This is a genomic window from Pseudomonas sp. NFX1, assembly GCF_051123555.1.
Taxonomy (GTDB): domain Bacteria; phylum Pseudomonadota; class Gammaproteobacteria; order Pseudomonadales; family Pseudomonadaceae; genus Aquipseudomonas; species Aquipseudomonas capeferrum.
This window is the reverse complement of the sequence record NZ_CP169366.1, coordinates 1,872,382-1,891,493: the sequence shown is the minus strand read 5'-3', so window position 1 is coordinate 1,891,493 and position 19,112 is coordinate 1,872,382. Positions and strand designations below refer to the sequence as shown.

Sequence of the window (19,112 nt, the reverse complement as noted above, 5' to 3'; positions counted from 1 at the left end):
CCCATACAACAGAACGGACCTACGGTTATTGCCAGGTCCGGCTATCTGTATGTATAACCAGTATCCATTCTCCACTGCCCGACCTCGCCCCGTGATTGCCCATTCCGTCGACGACCCGTTCTATTACCTGCACAACTTCCGCCAGGTGCTGTCATGGGTCGAACAGCGCTATGACGACCTGCTCGACGAGCAGGAGCTGGCGTTCATCCAGGCCTTTGCCCAATTGGACAGCTGCGCCCAGGCCCTGATGGTGCGTATGGTCATGCGCAAGGGCGAGCTGTTTCGCAGTGACAAGCTTGTGTACGCCGAAGTCGGCGATACCGAGCAGGCCTTGCAGCCGCTGCAGGCCTTGGGGTGGGTGCGGGAGCCTGCACAATTGGCGCTGGAACAGCTGTTCACCATGCTGCGCAAGGACGAGCTGGCGCAGTGCTTCGCCGGGCAGTTGAGCCGCCCACGGGCCGCCAAGCACGACCTGCTCGCACAGCTGCAACCCCTGGGGCTCGCGCCCCGGCCGTTGTCACAGTGGTTTGCCGGCAGCGACGTGCGCGTCTTCCAGTGGTGCCTGCAACCGTTGTGTGACCGCATGCGCCTGTTGTTCTTCGGCAACCTGTACCAGGACTGGTCGGACTTCGTACTCGCCGACCTTGGCTTGTTGCGCTACGAGCGCGTGCCTTTCAGCAGCGATTCGCGGGCCCTGCGCCATCGCGCCGAGGTCGACCTGGCCATGGCCTTGCACCAGTGCGCCGAGCGGCTGGAGCAAGGTGACGAGCCGCTGTCGATCCTCAACGCGATGGCAGGGCTGCACAGTGACAACCCCTGGTTGGCCCGGCGCCATGCCCGCCTGCTGTTCGCCCTGGGCCAGCAATGCGAACGCCAGGGTGACTGGGACCAGGCCATGGCCGTGTATGGCCAGTGCAGGCATGCCCAGGCGCGTATCCGCCAGGTACGCGTGCTGGAGCGCAGCGAACAGTGGCCACAGGCACATGCGCTTGCCCTGCAACTGGCTGCGGCCCCGGCCAACGCGCTGGAGGTGCAGGCGCTCGAACGCATGCTGCCGCGCCTGGCGCGCAAGCTCGGCGGGCCGCCGCAACGGCGCCAGCGCGCTGCGCAACTGCAACTGATAGAGCTGGTGCTGCCCCGCGAGCACGCCGCCCTGGGCGTCGAGGAGGCCGTGCGCCAACACTTGGCCGAGGCCGGAGGGCAGGTTCATTACGTGGAAAACACGTTGTTCAACAGCCTGTTCGGCCTGTTGTGCTGGGAAGCGATTTTCGCGCCGGTACCGGGCGCGTTCTTCAACCCGTTTCAGGCCGCCCCCCAGGACTTGCACGACAGCGACTTCCAGCAACGGCGCAGTGCCCAGTTCGAGCGCTGCCTGGGGCGGTTAGACGATGGCAGCCATCGCCAGGCTATTCTCGACTGCTATGCCGCCAAGCAAGGCCTGCAGTCGCCGTTCGTGTTCTGGCCCATGCTCAGCGAAACCTTGCTTGAACAGGCGCTGGCCTGCCTGCCGCCCGCCCATCTGAAGCAATGCTTCCTGCGGCTGTTGCAGGACATCCGCAACAACCGCGCCGGCATGCCCGACCTGATCCAGTTCTGGCCCGACCAGGGTGGTTATCGCATGGTCGAGGTCAAGGGGCCGGGCGACCGCCTGCAAGACAACCAGTTGCGCTGGCTGGAGTTCTGCCGTGCGCAGGGCCTGCCCGTTGCGGTGTGCCATGTGCGCTGGAGCGAGGCGGCGTGAGCTACAGCGTAGCCGTGCGCGCCTTGTGCGAGTTCAGTGCCAAGGTCGGCGACCTGGACCTGCGCTTCACCCCATCGCCCACCGCCCAGGAGGGCATGGAAGGGCATCGGCGGGTGGTGGCGCGGCGCGCCGCCGATTATGAGTCGGAAGTTGCTCTCGAAGGCCAGTTCGAAAGCCTCAGGGTGCGAGGCCGCGCCGACGGTTACGACCCCAGCTGCAATCGCCTGGAAGAGATCAAGACCTACCGCGGCGACCTCGCGCGCCAGCCGGCCAACCATCGTCAGCTGCACTGGGCGCAGGCCAAGGTCTATGCCTGGCTGATGTGCCAGGCGCGGCAATTGCCGGCCATCGATGTGGCTTTGGTGTACCTGGACGTGGACAGTGACGGCCAGACGCTGATCAGCGAGCACCACGGTGCTGCCGAGCTGCAAGCCTTCTTCGAGACCCAGTGCCGGTGCTTTCTGCGCTGGGCCGAGCATCAGCAACAGCGCCTGGCCGAGCGCGACCGCGGTCTGCAGGCCCTGGGCTTCCCCTATGCACAGTTCCGCCAGGGCCAGCGCCAGTTGGCCGAGACCCTGTACAAGGCGGTGAGCACAGGCCGATGCCTGATGGCGCAGGCCAGTACCGGCATCGGCAAGACGCTGGGTACCTTGTTCCCGTTGCTCAAGGCGATGGTGCCGCAGCAACTCGACAAAGTGTTCTTCCTCACCGCCAAGACACCGGGCCGGGCGCTGGCCCTCGATGCCATGCGCCAGATTACCGATGCCACGCCGCAACCGGCCTTGCGCACCCTGGAGCTGATTGCCCGTGACAAGGCCTGCGAGCACCCCGACAAGGCCTGCCATGGCGAGTCCTGCCCCTTGGCGCAGGGTTTCTACGACCGCCTGCCCGCTGCCCGCGAGGCGGCGGCAGGGTTGCCCTTGCTGGACCGTGCCCAGCTGCGCGAAGTGGCCTTGGCGCATCAGGTATGCCCGTACTACTTAGGCCAGGAAATGGCCCGCTGGGTGGACCTGGTGGTGGCCGATTACAACTATTACTTCGATGCCCATGCCTTGCTGTTCAGCCTGGCCCAGGCCAACCAATGGCGGGTGGCGGTGCTGGTGGACGAAGCGCACAACCTGGTCGAGCGCGGTCGAGGCATGTACAGCGCCAGCCTGGATCAAGGCCAGTTGCTTGCCTTGCGCCAGAGCAAGCCACAAGGGTTGAGCAGTGCGCTGGACCGCCTCAACCGGCAGTGGAACGCGTTGTACAAAGAGCAGCGGGCGCCGTATCAGGCCAGCGAGCAGTTGCCGGATGCCTTCTTGCGTGACTTGCAGCAATGCATCGGGCTGATTCAGGAGCGCTTGAATCAGGCACCTGCCGAGGTGGATGCGCAGGTGCTGCAGTTTTTCTACCAGGCGTTGCAATTCAGTCGGGTCGCTGAACTGTTCGACGAGCATTTCATCTTCGACATTACCGTGCGCGACAGCCTGCGCAAGCGGCGGCTGGCGACCCTGTGCCTGCGCAATATCACCCCGGCGCGGCTGTTGGCGCCTCGCATGCAGGCGGCGCGCAGCGTAACGCTGTTTTCCGCCACGCTGAGCCCACGGCATTTCTACAGTGACCTGCTCGGCATGCCGGCCGACACGGCCTGGCTGGAAGTGGCGGCGCCGTTCCGCGCCGAGCAGCTCGAAGTGCGCATCGCCAGCCAGGTGTCGACCCGTTATCGTGAGCGCCACGCCTCGCTGGCACCGATTGTCGAACTGATCGCCGAGCAGTATCAGCGCAAGCCCGGCAACTACCTGGCGTTTTTCAGCAGCTTCGAATACTTGCAGCAAGTGGCCGCTTTGTTGGCTGAGCGTTACGGCCACATTCCGCACTGGGCCCAAGCGGCGGGCATGGATGAAGCGGCGCGTCAGTCATTTCTCGATCGTTTTGTACTGGACGGCTGCGGCGTTGGCTTTGCGGTGCTGGGCGGGGCGTTTGGGGAAGGGGTGGATTTACCCGGCACACGGTTGATCGGGGCGTTTGTCGCCACGCTCGGCCTGCCTCAGGTCAACCCCGTCAACGAACAGTTCAAGCAGCGCCTGGGGCGCCAGTTTGGCGCCGGTTTTGACTATGCCTATCTGTACCCAGGCGTGCGCAAGGTCATTCAGGCGGCGGGCAGGGTCATACGCGGGGATCAGGACCAAGGCGTGCTGGTGCTGATCGACGAACGCTTCGCCGAGGCGCGGGTGCAGCAGATGTTTCCCGGATGGTGGCAGACGGCTATTAACTAGTGTGGTGTTTCAGAAATAACGCTCATAATTTCCATCCGCTTGATCCATTTCTCACTCAACGTAGAGAAAAAGCGCTCAACCCTATTCAACCAAGACGCCGACGTCGGTGTGAAATGGACCTGGTAGCGCGGGTGTGCTGCCAGCCAAGCTTTGATCTTGTCGGTCTTGTGAGTCGCATACTCGAGAAACACGAACTGGCTGCTGGCATCCTGGCCGTGATCAATGGCTATGTGGGTGATCAAGGCCTGTCGTTGCGCCAAGGTACCATCGTCGATGCCACGCTGATCAATGTGCCGAGTTCGACCAAGAACAAGGACGGCAATCGCGACCCAGAAATGCACCAGACCAAGAAGGGTAACCAGTACTACTTCGGCATGAAGGCGCACATCGGTGTCGATGATGAGTCGGGTCTGGTGCACAGCGTGGTGGGCACGGCGGCCAATGTGGCCTATATCACCCAGGTCGACAAACTTCCTGCGGAGGTTTCGAGATTGTAATTCTTCACTTCAATGCTACTTCCGGGTTTATATTGCTCTGGTCGAACACTTCCCTTTGTTCCGTAAGGGACTTCCATTCTATCTTTGAATGAAATTTGGGTGCGATAGTTGTCTCCCTCAAGTTTTTTGGCTACATCGGTTTCTGAATCACGCCAGCTTGGACGTTCAGGTGGTGAAGGCTTGTTGTCGGCGGATCCTTTAATTTTCGCCCCGTCTCGGTAGGGGCCGTTTGGCTTGGCAGCGGGAGGGGAGGGTACCCTCTGTATTGATTTTTCCGCTGTCGTTAGCGTACTAGCGCTTCTCTTTATTGCTTTTCCCCGCCACCAATATCGCTCTAGGGGCGTCGAGGCATTTGTGGCCAAGAACCTGCTCGAACGCAACTTCGAGCCAACGGCCATCAATCAGGTTTGGTGCGGCGACGTTACCAGCCTGATGGTCGGGAAGCGTTGGTATCACTTGGCCGTAGTCATTGACCTGTTTGCCCGTCGGGTCGTTGGCTGGGCATTTTCTCTGGTCAATGATGCCAACCTGGTCACCAAGGCTCTGAGAATGGCAGTGGAAGTTCGGGGCGCCCCTGCGGGGTTTGATGTTTCATTCGGATCAAGGCTGCCAATACACCAGTCAACGCTTCCAGTCTGAGCTGCTTGGACATGGCATAACCCAAAGCATGAGCCGCAGAGGCCAATGCTGGGACAACGCACCAATGGAGCGATTTTTCGGCACGCTCAAGTCAGAATGGGTGCCTGCCAAGGGCCGCCCCGGCACTTTCTCTGCTTTCAGCATGCAGCTGCACAACCTTTGCCCTGAGCGCATCACGCTCGGTATTAGGTTTTGAGCGGCGATACGCCCAGTCATAAAATGCGCTGCGGGAAACACCCAGAGCACTGCAAAGCAAGCTGGTATAGATAAGGCTGCTTCCGCCGAACGCATACTCCCACTGCAGCGGTACGGATAGAGCTGGCTGGCTGATGCCCTCGTTGAGCGTGAACGACACGACTTCGAATTGAACATCGCCCACGAGTGGCTGAAAGCTGTAATGCCGATCGGATTGGCGAGGCATGTGAAATCCCTTTTCCCAATAATTATTCCAATGCCTACCGTGGCGTTAGTGCTTGCATTGTTGATGGAGCAACTTGCTGAGTGGTGCGATCAAAGCTGGATATTTGTAGGAAATGCCCTACGCTCTAACTTAGCTGTAAACTAAGTGTGTATTAGTCTGTGCGAGCAGGGCAAATAACCATGTGCTGATAGTTGCTTTTCTGTCGAGTGTTTTGATGTAAGCGAATGTGTGGTTGCTAGTTGTTTTCTGAACTAGTGTGGTATTTCAGAAGTACCAATGAATATTACGTGCCCAAGGCCCGTGCCGCACGGGCGACGGAGGCCAGGGTGTGCTCGGCTTTTTTGTGGATTTTCACGGAATGTTGGGGAGTGGGGCTGCTATGTGCTTGACGGGAGATAGGGTGATGGGGGCCAGGTGCCTGTCTTGGGTTTGGAGGTGGGGCGGAAATCGAGCGCCGCCCGCGCGGCGCTCGATCTGATAGGCGACGAAAATGCCAAGCCAGGCACGTGGTGGCCCCGAATACAAGCTCCAGGCATTCACAACCCCCCTGAAAAAGCCGAGGACACCCTGGCCTCTATCGCCCGTGGGGCACGGGCCTTGGGCATGTAATTTTCATTGGTACTTCTGAAACACCACACCAGCCGGCAGTCCTTCTTTCATTCAGCTGCTGTCAATTGGGGTAAGATCACGCCCCGAACCTTCGCACATCTCCTTGAATATCAAGGTGATGGCCATGCACCGACTCGCTTAGCGCTGTGCCTGTCCCCGTACCGGTCCAAGCGTCGCTACAGGATTCACGTTGTGACCGATTTCTCGAAAAACCCCCTGCTGCAGTACATGGCCCGCCTGGCCCCCTCCAGCCAGCAAACCATGCGCTACATCCTTCAGGACGCCGCTGACCGGCTGGGCTTTGCCGACTGCAATATCGTCGATGTGCCGTGGCACCGGCTCGACCCTGGCCACGTGATCGCCCTGGTGGCTGCGTTGCGTGAAGATGGCTATGCCCCCAACAGTTCGTCGCTGTATGTGAATGCAATACGCGGGGTGATGAACGAGGCGTGGCGCCAGGGCCTGATCGACCACGAACAGTTGCTGAGGATTCGCGAGGTCAAGCCCGCCACCGGCAGCCGCCTGCCACCGGGGCGCAACCTGCGCCGCAGCTTGATCCGCGAGTTGATGGAGGTGTGCGCCGCCGATCCCCGGCCGCAAGGCGTGCGCGACGCGGCGATCATCGCCTTGCTGTATGGCACCGGTATGCGCAAGTCGGAGTCGGTGGACATCGACCTGAGCCAGGTAGACTTCGAAGCCCGCAGCCTGCAGGTGCTGGGCAAGGGCAACCGGCAGCTGATCAAGTACGCGCCACCTTGGGCGTTCGAAAAGCTGCAGGCGTGGCTGGACCTGCGCCGCGATGACTTGCCGGAGGGCGCATCCGACGACCCATTTCTGTTCAACCGCATTCGCCGCGGCAATCACATTACCCGCGCACGCATCACCAAGCATGCGATCTATTACATTGCCCGCCAGCGGGGTGCGCAGGTTGGCGTGAAGATCATGCCTCATGATTTTCGCCGTGCGTTCATCACCCGGGTGATCGAAGAGCACGACCTGTCGATTGCCCAGAAGCTCGCGCACCATGCCAATATCCAGACCACCGCCAGTTACGACCGCCGCGATGACAACGAACGCCGGCGGGCCGTAGACCGCTTCGACTACTGAAACCGCTGGCCCGGCACCGAAACAGGGCCTGCGCGCGCCCCCGCTTTGTGCGCCGTAGCCCCGTGTGCCCGATGCCAGAGCGGCTGCGCTGACGGTTTCATCTTCGTTCACCTGCGTAGTTGGCCCGCAACCTGCTATATCCAGCCTGAGAATTTGATCGAGTGGTCAGGCTGGCAGCGCTTCAGTGCCGCCTGCCTGACCCTCTAAACGGCCGTCAGGTCACGGATTTCAGGGGCCGCAGGATGTCGCTCGCGGAGCAGATCGAACAACAGCAAGACGATGCGGGCTGGAGCGCCTACCTGCAGTTGCGTTTTAGCCGACGCGACGATGTGACCCGCCTTGGTGCGCGGCGGCATTTCGGACCTCTTTTGGTGCAGCGGCCTTTCTATCCTGAGGGGGCGCCGTGCCATGTGTATGTGCTGCACCCGCCTGGTGGCATCGTCGCCGGCGACCGGCTGGAGCTGGATATCCACCTTGAGCCTGGCAGCCATGCGTTGCTGACCATGCCTGGCGCCAGCAAGTTCTACCGCAGCATCGGCCCGACCGCGCGCTTGGCCCAGCGCTTTCACCTGGGCGCCGACAGCACCCTGGAATGGTTGCCCCAGGACAGCATCTTCTTCGCCGGTGCCCGCGCCAGCCTCGACAGCCGTTTCACCCTGGCGCCGGGCGCCCGGTTGCTGGCCTGGGAAACCTTGTGCCTGGGCCGCCCGGTCATGAACGAACGCTTCGATCACGGCGCCCTCGACAGCCGCTTGCACATCGAAATGCCCGACGACCCCGGCCTGTACGAACGGCTGCGCATCGAAGGTGGGCAACTGGACAAGCTCGCCGGCCACCCGCTGCTGGCCACCTTCTGCGCGAGCCCGGCCGACCCCGCACTGCTGGAGCACATCCGGGCCTTGCTCGACGAACTGGACAATCCCGCTGGGGCGACCTTGCTTGGGTCGCTGCTGGTGATCCGCCTGCTCGACCACGACAACCAACACCTGCAACACACCTTGCAACGCCTGTGGCATGTCCTGCGCCCGGCCGTTATCGGCCTGCCTGCTTGCCCGCCGCGTATCTGGGCTACCTGAGAGAAGCGCCATGGAGCTGACCCCGAGAGAGAAAGACAAACTGCTGCTGTTCACCGCCGCGCTGTTGGCGGAGCGGCGCCTGGCCCGCGGCCTGAAACTCAACTACCCGGAAGCGGTGGCGCTGATCAGTGCCGCCGTGCTCGAAGGCGCCCGTGATGGCCGCACGGTGGCCGAGCTGATGAGCCTGGGCCGCGAAGTGCTGAACCGTGAGCAGGTCATGCCAGGCATCGCCGAAATGATCCACGACGTGCAGGTCGAGGCGACCTTCCCGGATGGCACCAAGCTGGTGACCGTGCATGACCCCATCGTCTGAACCCGGCCAGGAGCCCCGCATGATCCCAGGTGAAATCCAGGTCGCCGCCGGCGACATCGAACTCAACAGCGGCCGTGCGACGGTGAGCGTCCGTGTGGCCAACCATGGCGACCGACCGGTGCAGGTCGGCTCGCACTATCACTTCTACGAAGTCAACGACGCACTGGTGTTCGAACGTGCGCCCACCCTGGGCTTTCGCCTGGACATCCCGGCCGGCACCGCCGTGCGCTTCGAGCCGGGCCAGGCCCGCACCGTGCAACTGGTGGCCTATGCCGGCAAGCGTGAGGTGTATGGCTTCCAGGGCAAGGTGATGGGCGCACTGGAGGGCAGGGTATGAGCCGTATTTCCCGTCGCGCCTATGCCGACATGTTCGGCCCTACCGTCGGCGACCGCGTGCGCCTGGCCGATACCGCGCTGTGGGTCGAGGTCGAGAAGGACTTCACGGTGTATGGCGAAGAGGTCAAGTTTGGCGGTGGCAAGGTCATCCGTGACGGCATGGGGCAGGGCCAGATGCTGGCGGCCGAGGCCATGGACCTGGTGCTGACCAACGCGTTGATCATCGACCACTGGGGGATCGTCAAGGCCGACATCGGCGTCAAGCACGGGCGCATTGCCGCGATTGGCAAGGCCGGCAACCCCGATGTGCAACCGGGGGTCACCGTGCCGGTTGGCCCGGGTACCGAAGTGATCGCTGCTGAAGGCAAGATCGTCACGGCCGGCGGTATCGATTCGCACATCCATTTCATCTGCCCGCAGCAGGTGGAGGAGGCGCTCACCAGCGGCGTAACCACCTTCATTGGCGGCGGCACGGGGCCGGCCACCGGCACCAATGCCACCACCTGCACGCCCGGGCCGTGGTACCTGGCGCGCATGCTCCAGGCGGCCGACAGCCTGCCGATCAACATCGGCTTGTTGGGCAAAGGCAATGCTTCGCGCCCCGAGGCGTTGCGCGAGCAGATCGCCGCCGGTGCCGTGGGCCTGAAGCTGCACGAGGACTGGGGCTCGACCCCGGCGGCCATCGACTGCTGCCTGGGCGTGGCCGAGGAGATGGACATCCAGGTGGCGATCCACACCGACACCCTCAACGAGTCCGGTTGCATCGAAGACACCCTGGCGGCCATCGGTGACCGCACCATCCATACCTTCCACACCGAGGGCGCTGGCGGCGGCCATGCGCCGGACATCATCCGCGCTGCAGGGCAGGCCAACGTGCTGCCGTCCTCGACCAACCCGACCTTGCCGTACACCATCAACACGGTCGACGAACACCTGGACATGCTCATGGTCTGCCACCACCTGGACCCGAGCATCGCCGAGGACGTGGCGTTTGCCGAGTCGCGCATCCGCCGCGAAACCATCGCTGCCGAAGACATCCTCCACGACATGGGCGCCTTCGCCATGACCTCGTCCGACTCGCAGGCCATGGGCCGGGTCGGCGAGGTGGTGCTGCGTACCTGGCAGGTAGCCCACCAGATGAAACTGCGCCGTGGGCCACTGGCCCCCGACAGCAGCTACAGCGACAACTTCCGGGTCAAGCGCTACATCGCCAAATACACCCTCAACCCGGCGCTGACTCACGGCATTGCCCATGAGGTGGGGTCGGTGGAGGTGGGCAAGCTGGCCGACCTGGTGCTGTGGGCGCCGGCCTTTTTCGCGGTCAAGCCCGCGTTGGTGATCAAGGGCGGGATGATCGTCACCGCGCCCATGGGCGATATCAATGGCTCGATCCCTACGCCGCAGCCGGTGCATTACCGGCCGATGTTCGGCGCCCTGGGGGCGGCGCGCCATGCCACGCGCATGACGTTTTTGTCTCAGAGCGCCATGGACCGCGGCCTGGCCGAGGAGCTGAACCTGCGCAGCCTGATTGGTGTGGCCCATGGCTGCAGGCGCGTGCGCAAGGCCGACATGGTCCACAACACCTTGCAGCCGGTCATCGAGGTCGATGCGCAAACCTACCAGGTGCGTGCCGATGGCGAGCTGCTGGTCTGCGAACCGGCCCGCGAACTGCCGCTGGCCCAGCGTTACTTTCTGTTCTGAAGGAGCACAGATGATAGTCCTGAATCGTCGGATTACCGCGCTTGGCGCGCTTCCCGAAACCGTCACCGGCACCGTCACCCTGGATGTGGACAGCCGCATCAAGAGCCGTTTGCGGGTGACCCTGGACGATGGCCGTGACGCCGGGCTTATGCTCGCGCGCGGCCACTTGCTGCGCGGCGGTGAACTGTTGGCCGATGCCGACGGCGGCCAGGTCATCCGGGTGCTGGCCGCGCCCGAGACGGTCTCGACGGTGCGTTGCGCCGACCCGCACTTGCTTGCGCGCGCGGCCTACCACCTGGGCAATCGCCATGTACCCCTGCAGATCGAGCCCGGCCTGTTGCGCTACCAGCACGACTATGTGCTCGACGACATGCTGCGTGGCCTGGGCCTGACGGTGGTCACCGAGCAGGCACCGTTTGAACCCGAGGCCGGCGCCTACCAGAGCGCACCGCATAGCCACAGCCATGGCCACGACCACCCGTTCGTGCGCCTGCCTGCCCATTCCTGAACTGCCCTGGAGCAACCGATGAAAAAGACTTTCGCCCTGTTTCTGCTGATGCTGGCCCTGCCGGCCTTCGCCCACCCGGGCCACGACAACAACCCCTTGCAGGATGGCCTGTTGCACCCGCTGACCGGCCTCGATCATCTGCTGATGCTGCTGGGCACCGGCGTGCTCGCCGCGCTGACCCGACGCAACCTGGCGTTGCCCTTGGCAACCCTGGCCGCCATGTTCGCGGGCGCGGTGTGCGGCCATCTGTTTGGCGATGTGCTGGGCATGGAGGCAATGATCAGCGTGTCGTTGCTGGTGGCTGCAGGCGCCCTGTTGCTGCCCAGCCGCCAGCTGTTGCTGGCGCTGGCCATGCCGGTGTTCGCCTTGTTCCACGGTTGGGCGCATGGTGTAGAGGCCACGCCCAGCGCGTTCTGGCAGTTCAGTGCAGGCTTTGTGGCGGTCAGTGGCCTGCTGCTGGCGGTCGGGTTCGCGGTCGGTTGCCTGTTGCGCCGCCACAGCGGCCTGCAAAAAGCCTTTGGTGGTGGCCTGCTGGCCGGCGCCGCACTGGTACTGGCCGGTTGATGGACAGCGACCTGGCGCTGCTGCGCCTGCTGCAACTGGCCAGCCCAGGTTTGCCGGTGGGTGGGTTCACCTACTCGCAAGGCCTTGAGTGGGCGGTCGAAGCGGGCTGGGTACGAGATATCGGCAGCTTCAGCGCCTGGCAACGCGAGCAACAGCACGACACCCTGGGCTGCATCGACTGGCCCGTGCTGGCGCGCCTGTATCAGGCCTGTCTGGGCGCAGATGCCGATGCATTCAGCCACTGGAGCCGCTTTCTGCTGGCCAACCGCGAAACCGCCGAGCTGCGCCTGGAAGAACAGCAACGCGGTTCGGCGCTGGCGCGCCTGCTCGATGGCTGGCAACTGGGGCAGGCGCCGGCCTGGCGGGCCAGCCTTGAACTCACACAACTGGGCGGCATGGCCTGGCTTGGCGCGCACTGGTCGATCCCGCTGCGCCAGTTGGCGTTGGGCCTTGGTTTTGCCTGGCTGGAGGGCGCGGTCATGGCCGGGGTCAAGCTGGTGCCGTTCGGCCAGCAGGCGGCGCAAACCTTGCTCCGCGACCTTGGCCAAGCGCTGCCTGCTGTGCTCGACCATGCCCTGGCCCTGAGCGATGACCAGCTCGGTGGCGGCCTGCCGTTGTTGGCAATCGCTTCATCGCGTCATGAAACTCAATACACCCGTTTGTTCCGCTCCTGAGGACTGCCTTCATGCAAAGCTATCAACAACCCCTGCGCGTCGGTGTCGGCGGCCCGGTCGGCTCTGGCAAGACCGCGCTGCTCGAAGCCCTGTGCAAGGCCATGCGCGATCATTACCAGATCGCCGTAGTGACCAACGATATCTACACCAAGGAAGACCAGCGCATCCTCACCGAAGCCGGCGCCCTTGAGCCCGAGCGCATTGTTGGCGTGGAAACCGGCGGTTGCCCGCACACGGCGATACGCGAAGATGCCTCGATGAACCTGGCGGCGGTGGAAGCCCTGGCGCGCAAGTTCGGTAACCTTGAAGTGATCTTCGTGGAGAGCGGTGGCGACAACCTAAGTGCCACGTTCAGCCCGGAGCTGGCTGACCTGACCATCTACGTGATCGATGTTGCCGAGGGTGAAAAGATTCCGCGCAAGGGCGGGCCTGGCATAACCAAGTCCGACTTTCTGGTGATCAACAAGACTGACCTCGCGCCGTATGTCGGCGCTTCGCTGGAAGTGATGGAGCGCGATACCCAGCGCATGCGCCCGCAGCGGCCCTGGACCTTCAGTAACCTCAAGAAGGGTGAGGGCTTGCAGGCGGTGATCGATTTCATCATCGAACGCGGCATGCTTGGCGTGCGGGGCTGAAAATACAGGGGGCCGCTTTGCGGCCCCAACATTCAATCGTGACAGCAATGCGCCGTGCCAGGCTGCCCTTCATAGCGATCATGGTGCCGCACCCAGTCCATGGTCCCGGCTTCATTGCGCCCCAATGGCGCGATGTCGAGAAAGTTGTAGGTATTGACCAGAATGTCCAACCCACGGGCATAGGTCGAGTAGGTGTGGTAAACGCTGCCGTCATCGTCCCGATAAAACGCGCTCAGCCCTGGCAGCTCGCTTTCACTGCCGGTGTAGGGCTCATAGTTGTACTGCCGAGGGCCTTCGCTGCCAACGCTGACCCCAAAGTCTGCGTTGAAGCCGCTGCCCGCCGACGAGTACCAGGGAAACTGCCAGCCCATGCGTTGGCGAAACGCCTGGAATTCAGCGTAGGGCGCCCGCGACACGGCCACCAGTGACACGTCGTGGTGCGCCAGGTGCAGGTTGGCGCCGTCAAAATGGTCGGCCAGGAACGAGCAGCCTGGGCAGCCTTCATCCCAACCCTCGACAAACATGAAGTGATAGAGCAGCAACTGGCTGCGGCCGGCGAACAGCTGAGCCAGGCTCAGCTCGCCCGCGGGGCCTTGGAAGCGATAGGGTTGTTCGATCTTGACCCAGGGCAGGGCGCGACGGGCTGCGGCCAACGCGTCGCGTTGATGGGTGAAGGCTTTTTCGTGCAGCCACAGTTGCCGCCGTGCGGCCAGCCACTGGCTGCGGGATACCACATCATGCCTGTTTTCATGCGTGCTCATGGCGCTGACTCCGCGAAAGGGTTTCAGCACTAGTCGAGCAGCGCTCGGCCGGATCGACAGGCAGCGATGGCCGAGCGATGAATGGTGGGCTTGCCGTCAGCCCGAATGCGCGATATGCCCTTCGGTCAGTTCGTCCTGCACGTTGTCTTCCCCGGGCAATGCGGTAATCACGCTGAAGTCACTGACCTCGACCGCACCGCCGCCATAGCCCAGCAAATGGAAGGAAAACGCCTTGCGCTCGGTCGGGTTGTCGAAGCCGAACTCCATTTCCAGCGGCTGGTCCGCCGTCACCCGAATCTCTTCGGGCAGCCCCAATGGCACGTCCTGTTCCAGTTGCTTGGCCTTGAGCTTGATGTAAGCCACACGTCGCGGGTCCAGTGAACGCACCTTGACCCGTACACGGGTATGCGAGCCCTCGGGCATCTCCAGGTACTGGGCACCGATCAGGTTGTCGGCCCAGTCATCGTGAATGCGTTTGCGCAGCTGGATTGGCGAAGGGCCGCCGAACTGGTAGCGCAGGTTGAGCGGCGTTTGCAGCAGCGACTGGTCGAGTACCCCGGCCAGGCTGACGATCTGCTGGCCGAGCATGTTGTCACCAGGGCCGAGGTAGCGCGCCTGGTCGGCGATGAAGCCTTCACTGGCATAGCGCCGGCAACGCTGCTGGAAGTCGCACTCGGTGAACACCCCCTGGCCGTTGTGGTAGCGCAGCATGCCGTTGGTGTAGGAGATCATTTCGCGGCCCGTGTCGTAGTCGCGGTACAGCGAGCGCCCGCCCAGCGCGACCGGGATCGGCAAGGCGAAGTAGTCGAGCAGAGAGGTGGTCAGGTCGATATGGCCATAGGTGCCACGCTTGATGTGCGGCAGTTGCGCTTGCTCCGGTGCCAGGGTGAGGTTGAAGCCCCAGGACGACGCCAGGCGCACACCATCGATGCCGTGGGACTCGTCGGAGGTCACCACCACCAAGGTGTCCTTGAGCACACCCTGGCGTTCGAGGTTGTCGAGAAACGCGCCGATCGCGTCGTCCAGGTAGGCGACCGCAGCCTGCTTGGGCGTGTCGTAGCGCTCAAGGTAGTCGGCCGGTGCCGAATAGGGCTGGTGGGTGCCGACGGTGAGCAAGGTCAGCATCCAGGGTTTGTCCTGTTTTCGAAGCTGGCCGACGTAGTCCAGGGCGCCTTCGAAGAAGGCACGGTCGTCCTTGCCCCACGGGAAGTCCAGATAGTTCTTGTTGCGGAACCATTCCAGGCCATGCACCGAGTCAAAGCCGATGTGCGGCATGATGCGGTCCTTGGCCATGAAGCGCAGGCCGGCACCTTGCAGGTAGTGGGTGGTGAACCCGGCCTGGCGCAATTGCGCCGGCAGGCAGGCCTGGTTGCGTTCGTTCTGGGTCAGCAGTTCGACACCCTTGGGGGTGCCGTTGGCCAGTTTGTCGTAGTCACCACAAAGCATCGCGTACAGGCCACGGATGGTCTGGTGGGTATGCAACACGTAGTCCGGGGTGTTCATGCCGCGCTCGGCCCAGCGGCTGAGCTTTGGCATCAGGTCTTCGTCGAAACGGCTGTGCAGTGCCTGGCGGTTGGGGCGAATGTAGGCCCCGGGGATGCCTTCGACGGTGATCACCAGCAGGTTGCGGGCGCTGCCCGCCGCCTTGAGCAGCTTCTGGCCATGCAGGTCGGACTGGGTCAGGCCGCTGCTGGCCAACGGCGTGATCACCTGTTCGTGGCCCATCCAGCCCTGCACCTGGCGTTGCAGGTTACCGACGCCAGCAGACAGCAACTGATGGGAGAGGTTGTACTGCCGCCATTGGTCGGCGTCGGAGGGCAGCAGGTGCTGGCTGCCCCAGTGCGCACCAAACAGCAGCAGCGGGGCTGCCCAGGCCTTGCGCGGCAGGGCAGGGGCAGGTTGGCTGCGGCTGCCCCAGACACTGAGCAGCCAGGCCAGCAGGCCGACCGCCAGCACCCCCGGCAACCAGCCGTGGGCGAGGCCGCCACCGGTGGAATTCTCCATGAATTGTGGGTCGGCGAGGTAACCGAGGTCGGCGCTGGTGGGCAACCTGCCCACCGCGCTCACCAACTCGGCCGAAGCCACCCAGAGTGCGGCCCAGGCCAGCAACACCGGTAAGGCCAGCCACCACGGCCGGCGATGCAGCAGCAAGACCAGCAGGCTGCCGAGGGCGAGGTCGGACAGATAGCCGAGCGGGTTGGACCAACCCAGCATGGCGCGCGTACCCAGTGGGATCACCAGCACCAGGCCCGCCAAAGCGACGAGCCGGGTGCGTGGGTGGTCGAACAGGTTCTTCACAGAAAACTTCCCTTTAGCCATTAAATCGTCATACATCTGTGCTGAATGATAACAGGCTGGGCCAGGGAAGGCGGGCCACTACAAGGCTGGTAACCAAAAGCGGGCGCGCTTGCGCAGGCCCGGCTGGTGGGTACAGGTCAGAAGTAGTAAGGGAATTTGAGGCTGAAGGAGAAGTCTGGGGCATCGTCGGTCAGGCCAATGGAAAGGTTGGGGACGATGGTCAGGTTGTCACTGGCCGCAAAGGTCATGCCGATGTTGAAGTTGGCCGCGTTGTAGTCACTGTTGCTGATCGACTGCCAGTCGCCGCCATCAGGCTTGATCTTGCTCTTGCGGGCAAACTGGTCAGAGAAGGAGAACGACATGCTCATCTTCTCGTTCAAGGCAAAGGCGATACCAGCGCCGATCTGCCAGGAGTCACCGAGCTTCACGTCCCCCGGCACCTTGCTGTTGACCTGGGGGCTGATGTCGCTGAACGAGTCCTCCATGTTGTAGGTGTAGGACAAGCTGCCGAAAAGCACGGCGGGGTCGAAGGTCTTGACCAGCGAGATGCCCGGCGTGATCGCCCAGACGCCGTTGCCCGTGGGCAGGCTTTCCGGTACCGACAAGTTGTCGTTGCCTGGCACCTCGCGCAGCTTGATGCCGTAGGGGTCCTTGCCGGTTGGCGCCTTGATTCGCAGTGTCGCCACCGCGTCGGGCCAGTTTTCTGATTCGTCCATGAACTTGTAGGCAACGCCCACGTTGATGTCGCCGATTTCCGGGTCGCGGGTCACAGTTTCGTCGCTGGTAACCGGCGCCGCGCCGCCTGCACCGCCTGACGAGTAGGTCGATTCGCGGTAGACCACTGGGATGTTGATGTCGAACTGCCAGCGCTGCGCCAGGTTATAGCGGGCGGTCATGTCCAGGGTCCAGTTGTCGGCCTTGATACGGTCGAGGTTGATGTTGCCGAGGAAAATCGAATCCAGTGCCAGAAAACCATTGAGCACCAGTGCGCGGGTGTCGTAATGGGTGTAGGTAACGCCGGTTTCGAAGCTGAACTTGCCGCCACCAAAGAAGCCGCTGGCCTCGTCGTACAGGTTGGACACACTCTGTGCGGGCTCGGCGTCTTCCTTGAGTGATTGGCCATAGGAGCTGCCGGTGGTGCCCGGCGCCCCTGCAGCGACGGTCTGGCCACCTTTGACCGTTTCGGCCGGGGAGCGGGTCAGGCGTTTGGGGGGCGGCGCCGCAGGCGCTTCCTCGACCTGGCGAACGCGCTGTTCAAGCACCATCAACGCTTGCTGCTGTGCTTCGTAGCGCTGTTTCAACGCCATCAGTTCTTGTTTCAGCGCTTCGACCTGTGGGTCTGCTGCTGCATAAAGGGAGGTGGCCGGGGCCAAGGTAGCCAAACAGACAAAAGCTCTGAACGTTAACGATCGGTGCATGGATTTGCCGTCCCTTCCGACTACTTTTGATGAGACTGAGCGTAGATCAGTATCCGAGAGTGCGAAGACCTTTGAGCTGGTCGAGGCTACCGTTCAGTGAAGCGGCGGTGGGTACGTTCTCGCGCATGACGACATTGAGCGACGTGAGGTTGCTGACCTGGTTGCCGTTGCCGAGCAACGTCGAGTTCTGCATCAGGCCACCTTGGGCCAGGCGCTGCACACTAGTGCCCTGGTTGTTGGCGGCATTGATGTTGAGTTGCACACCCACGCCGGTCGAGGAAACGCTCAATGCCCCCGCACCGTTTTCGCCGACCAAGGTCGAGCCGGCGGCCAGGGCGTGGCCCTGCGGCTGCGCCACGGGCGCCTGGTTGGCCTTGGTGACGTTGATGTCGACGTTGTTGTAGGCGGTGTTGTTGTCGCCCGCTGCGCGCACGACCTGGGTCACGCCTTCGGTGGTGTTGAGCCCGCCACCGCCGGTGACGGTGCCGGTGCCGGCGGCGCTGCTGGCGCTTTGCGAGTGCGCCGCGCCGGTGCCTTTTTCGTCAATCATCGACACGTAGAACTGCGGCTTGATGGTGTTTTGCTGCACTTGCAGGGTGGACGATGCGCCGATCACGTCGCCCTTGGCATTTTGCCAAGTGCTGGTCATGACAATGCCAAAGCTGACGATCCGCCCCGGCATCACATAACGACCGCGCAGGTTGGCCAGTTCCTGGTCCTTCAGCTCGATGGGCTTGAACGTCTCGGCATGGGTCGGCAGGCTGGCGGCGAGGCATGCCACGACTAGCCAGAGTGGAGTCTTCATTGATTGCTCCCGGAGCGTCATGCTCCCTTATCGTTAGAAGAGTCGTTAGAAGAAGTCGCTTTTGATGAAGCCGAAGTCCATCAGCTCTGCGTCCTGCACCGGGGCGAAGTTGTTGACGCGGCCCTTGGCGGTCAGTGGCAGAGGCGGGTCGAGCAAGACATTGTTCTTGTCATAGCCCTGGCCGATCACGGCGAAGATGATGCCGTTCCAGCCTTTGACGAAGTCGTCGACCTTGAAGCGCTTGTGTCCCAGTACCGGGTCGCCGATGTACACCCAGCCCTTGTCGACCTTTTGCATGACCACGAAGTGCTTGTAGCCTCGGATGTCCATCAGGACCACGACCGGGATACGTATGCTGGTCAGGGTTTCGGGTGCCACCCGGTAACCGCGGGCGCGCATGCCCAGGCTTTCCACGTAGCGTTTCATGTCCAGCATCGAGAAGCCCTGGGTACGCACCAGGTCCTGGTCCGCGTGCGCCAGCATGCCTTCGATGATGTGTTGTTCGTCCACGTCCAGCCAGTAGGCCTGGCGCAAGATGGTCGCCAGCGCGGCGGCGCCACAGCTGAAGTCGGTTTTCTGTTGCACCAGGTCGGCGAACTTGCGCTCGCGAATGCTCTGGATCGGCTTGAATACCACCGCGCCGCCCGGCAGCACGGACAGTGGCATTTGTGCAGCTTCGCTCACGCTGGCCAGGCACAGCAGCAACGCCAGGGCAATAATGCGCATGATCGGATGCCTTCTTGTTCTGTTG

The 19,112-nt window shown here is 62.9% G+C and carries 19 protein-coding genes and 2 pseudogenes; 14 read left to right on the top strand and 7 right to left on the bottom strand.

From position 1 onward, the window contains the following. The first annotated feature begins 91 nt into the window (after nt 1–91). Together DJ563_RS08235 and DJ563_RS08230 are read left to right on the top strand one after the other, a co-directional pair. On the top strand, nt 92–1,741 hold the full coding sequence (locus DJ563_RS08235) for a VRR-NUC domain-containing protein (RefSeq protein WP_434519237.1): 1,650 nt from the start codon (nt 92–94) through the stop codon (nt 1,739–1,741). Next, nucleotides 1,738–3,999, top strand: coding sequence for an ATP-dependent DNA helicase (locus tag DJ563_RS08230; RefSeq protein ID WP_434519236.1), 2,262 nt, complete (start codon nt 1,738–1,740; stop codon nt 3,997–3,999). The genes DJ563_RS08235 and DJ563_RS08230 overlap by 4 nt, the downstream gene beginning before the upstream one ends. 35 nt (nt 4,000–4,034) lie before the next feature. Here DJ563_RS08230 and DJ563_RS08225 read toward each other — a convergent pair. Continuing rightward, a pseudogene (locus DJ563_RS08225) lies at nt 4,035–4,247 on the bottom strand (transposase); the annotation flags it as partial. On the opposite strand from DJ563_RS08225, the pseudogene DJ563_RS08220 reads away from it, so the two are divergent. The 3 genes and pseudogenes from DJ563_RS08220 to DJ563_RS08210 all read left to right on the top strand — a co-directional run. Next, nucleotides 4,173–4,472: pseudogene (locus tag DJ563_RS08220) on the top strand (transposase); the annotation flags it as partial. The pseudogenes DJ563_RS08225 and DJ563_RS08220 overlap by 75 nt on opposite strands. A gap of 378 nt (nt 4,473–4,850) precedes the next feature. Further along, the gene (locus DJ563_RS08215) at nt 4,851–5,135 is read left to right on the top strand and encodes a DDE-type integrase/transposase/recombinase (RefSeq protein WP_434519235.1); all 285 of its coding nucleotides are present in this window, start codon (nt 4,851–4,853) and stop codon (nt 5,133–5,135) included. Beyond that, on the top strand, nt 5,083–5,331 hold the full coding sequence (locus tag DJ563_RS08210) for a transposase (protein WP_434519234.1): 249 nt from the start codon (nt 5,083–5,085) through the stop codon (nt 5,329–5,331). Before DJ563_RS08215 ends, DJ563_RS08210 begins: the two co-directional genes overlap by 53 nt. On the opposite strand, the gene DJ563_RS08205 is transcribed toward DJ563_RS08210, so the two are convergent. Further along, on the bottom strand, nt 5,227–5,556 hold the full coding sequence (locus tag DJ563_RS08205; protein ID WP_434519755.1) for a hypothetical protein: 330 nt from the start codon (nt 5,554–5,556) through the stop codon (nt 5,227–5,229). The genes DJ563_RS08210 and DJ563_RS08205 overlap by 105 nt on opposite strands. Before the next feature lie 801 nt (nt 5,557–6,357). Here DJ563_RS08205 and DJ563_RS08200 point away from each other — a divergent pair. From DJ563_RS08200 to ureG, 9 genes are all read left to right on the top strand, one after another. Next, nucleotides 6,358–7,272: a site-specific integrase gene (locus DJ563_RS08200; protein WP_033698373.1), complete on the top strand. Its 915-nt coding sequence runs from the start codon at nt 6,358–6,360 to the stop codon at nt 7,270–7,272. Between the two features lie 242 nt (nt 7,273–7,514). Continuing rightward, a complete protein-coding gene (locus DJ563_RS08195; protein WP_434519233.1) occupies nt 7,515–8,348 on the top strand; it encodes an urease accessory protein UreD in 834 nt (277 codons plus the stop codon). 10 nt (nt 8,349–8,358) lie between these two features. Beyond that, nucleotides 8,359–8,661 (top strand): urease subunit gamma, encoded by a 303-nt coding sequence (locus DJ563_RS08190; protein ID WP_033698369.1) that lies wholly within the window; start codon nt 8,359–8,361, stop codon nt 8,659–8,661. Nucleotides 8,662–8,680: 19 nt separating this feature from the next. Continuing rightward, the gene (locus DJ563_RS08185) at nt 8,681–8,998 is read left to right on the top strand and encodes an urease subunit beta (RefSeq protein WP_186655819.1); all 318 of its coding nucleotides are present in this window, start codon (nt 8,681–8,683) and stop codon (nt 8,996–8,998) included. Continuing rightward, nucleotides 8,995–10,698 carry an urease subunit alpha gene (ureC, locus tag DJ563_RS08180; RefSeq protein WP_434519232.1) on the top strand — a complete coding sequence of 568 codons (1,704 nt, stop codon included), beginning with the start codon at nt 8,995–8,997 and terminating at the stop codon, nt 10,696–10,698. Before DJ563_RS08185 ends, ureC begins: the two co-directional genes overlap by 4 nt. A 10-nt stretch (nt 10,699–10,708) precedes the next feature. After that, nucleotides 10,709–11,206, top strand: coding sequence for an urease accessory protein UreE (ureE, locus tag DJ563_RS08175; RefSeq protein WP_033698363.1), 498 nt, complete (start codon nt 10,709–10,711; stop codon nt 11,204–11,206). A gap of 18 nt (nt 11,207–11,224) precedes the next feature. Beyond that, a complete protein-coding gene (locus tag DJ563_RS08170) occupies nt 11,225–11,770 on the top strand; it encodes a HupE/UreJ family protein (RefSeq protein WP_434519231.1) in 546 nt (181 codons plus the stop codon). Next, complete coding sequence (locus DJ563_RS08165; RefSeq protein ID WP_434519230.1) at nt 11,770–12,444, top strand: urease accessory protein UreF; 675 nt, start codon at nt 11,770–11,772, stop codon at nt 12,442–12,444. The genes DJ563_RS08170 and DJ563_RS08165 overlap by 1 nt, the downstream gene beginning before the upstream one ends. Nucleotides 12,445–12,455: 11 nt before the next feature. Continuing rightward, nucleotides 12,456–13,079 (top strand): urease accessory protein UreG, encoded by a 624-nt coding sequence (gene ureG, locus DJ563_RS08160; RefSeq protein ID WP_033698357.1) that lies wholly within the window; start codon nt 12,456–12,458, stop codon nt 13,077–13,079. A 32-nt stretch (nt 13,080–13,111) separates the two neighbouring features. Here the strand turns inward: ureG and DJ563_RS08155 are convergent, their stop codons facing one another. From DJ563_RS08155 to DJ563_RS08135, 5 genes are all read right to left on the bottom strand, one after another. After that, a complete protein-coding gene (locus tag DJ563_RS08155; RefSeq protein ID WP_434519229.1) occupies nt 13,112–13,840 on the bottom strand; it encodes a DUF899 domain-containing protein in 729 nt (242 codons plus the stop codon). A 96-nt stretch (nt 13,841–13,936) separates the two neighbouring features. Next, nucleotides 13,937–16,138 carry an LTA synthase family protein gene (locus DJ563_RS08150; protein ID WP_434519228.1) on the bottom strand — a complete coding sequence of 734 codons (2,202 nt, stop codon included), beginning with the start codon at nt 16,136–16,138 and terminating at the stop codon, nt 13,937–13,939. Between the two features lie 137 nt (nt 16,139–16,275). Then, nucleotides 16,276–17,556, bottom strand: a complete 1,281-nt coding sequence (locus tag DJ563_RS08145) for a hypothetical protein (RefSeq protein ID WP_434519227.1) — start codon at nt 17,554–17,556, stop codon at nt 16,276–16,278. 46 nt (nt 17,557–17,602) lie between these two features. Continuing rightward, a complete protein-coding gene (locus DJ563_RS08140) occupies nt 17,603–18,361 on the bottom strand; it encodes a hypothetical protein (protein WP_434519226.1) in 759 nt (252 codons plus the stop codon). Between the two features lie 45 nt (nt 18,362–18,406). Beyond that, nucleotides 18,407–19,087 (bottom strand): C39 family peptidase, encoded by a 681-nt coding sequence (locus DJ563_RS08135; protein ID WP_033698351.1) that lies wholly within the window; start codon nt 19,085–19,087, stop codon nt 18,407–18,409. Nucleotides 19,088–19,112 lie beyond the last annotated feature (25 nt).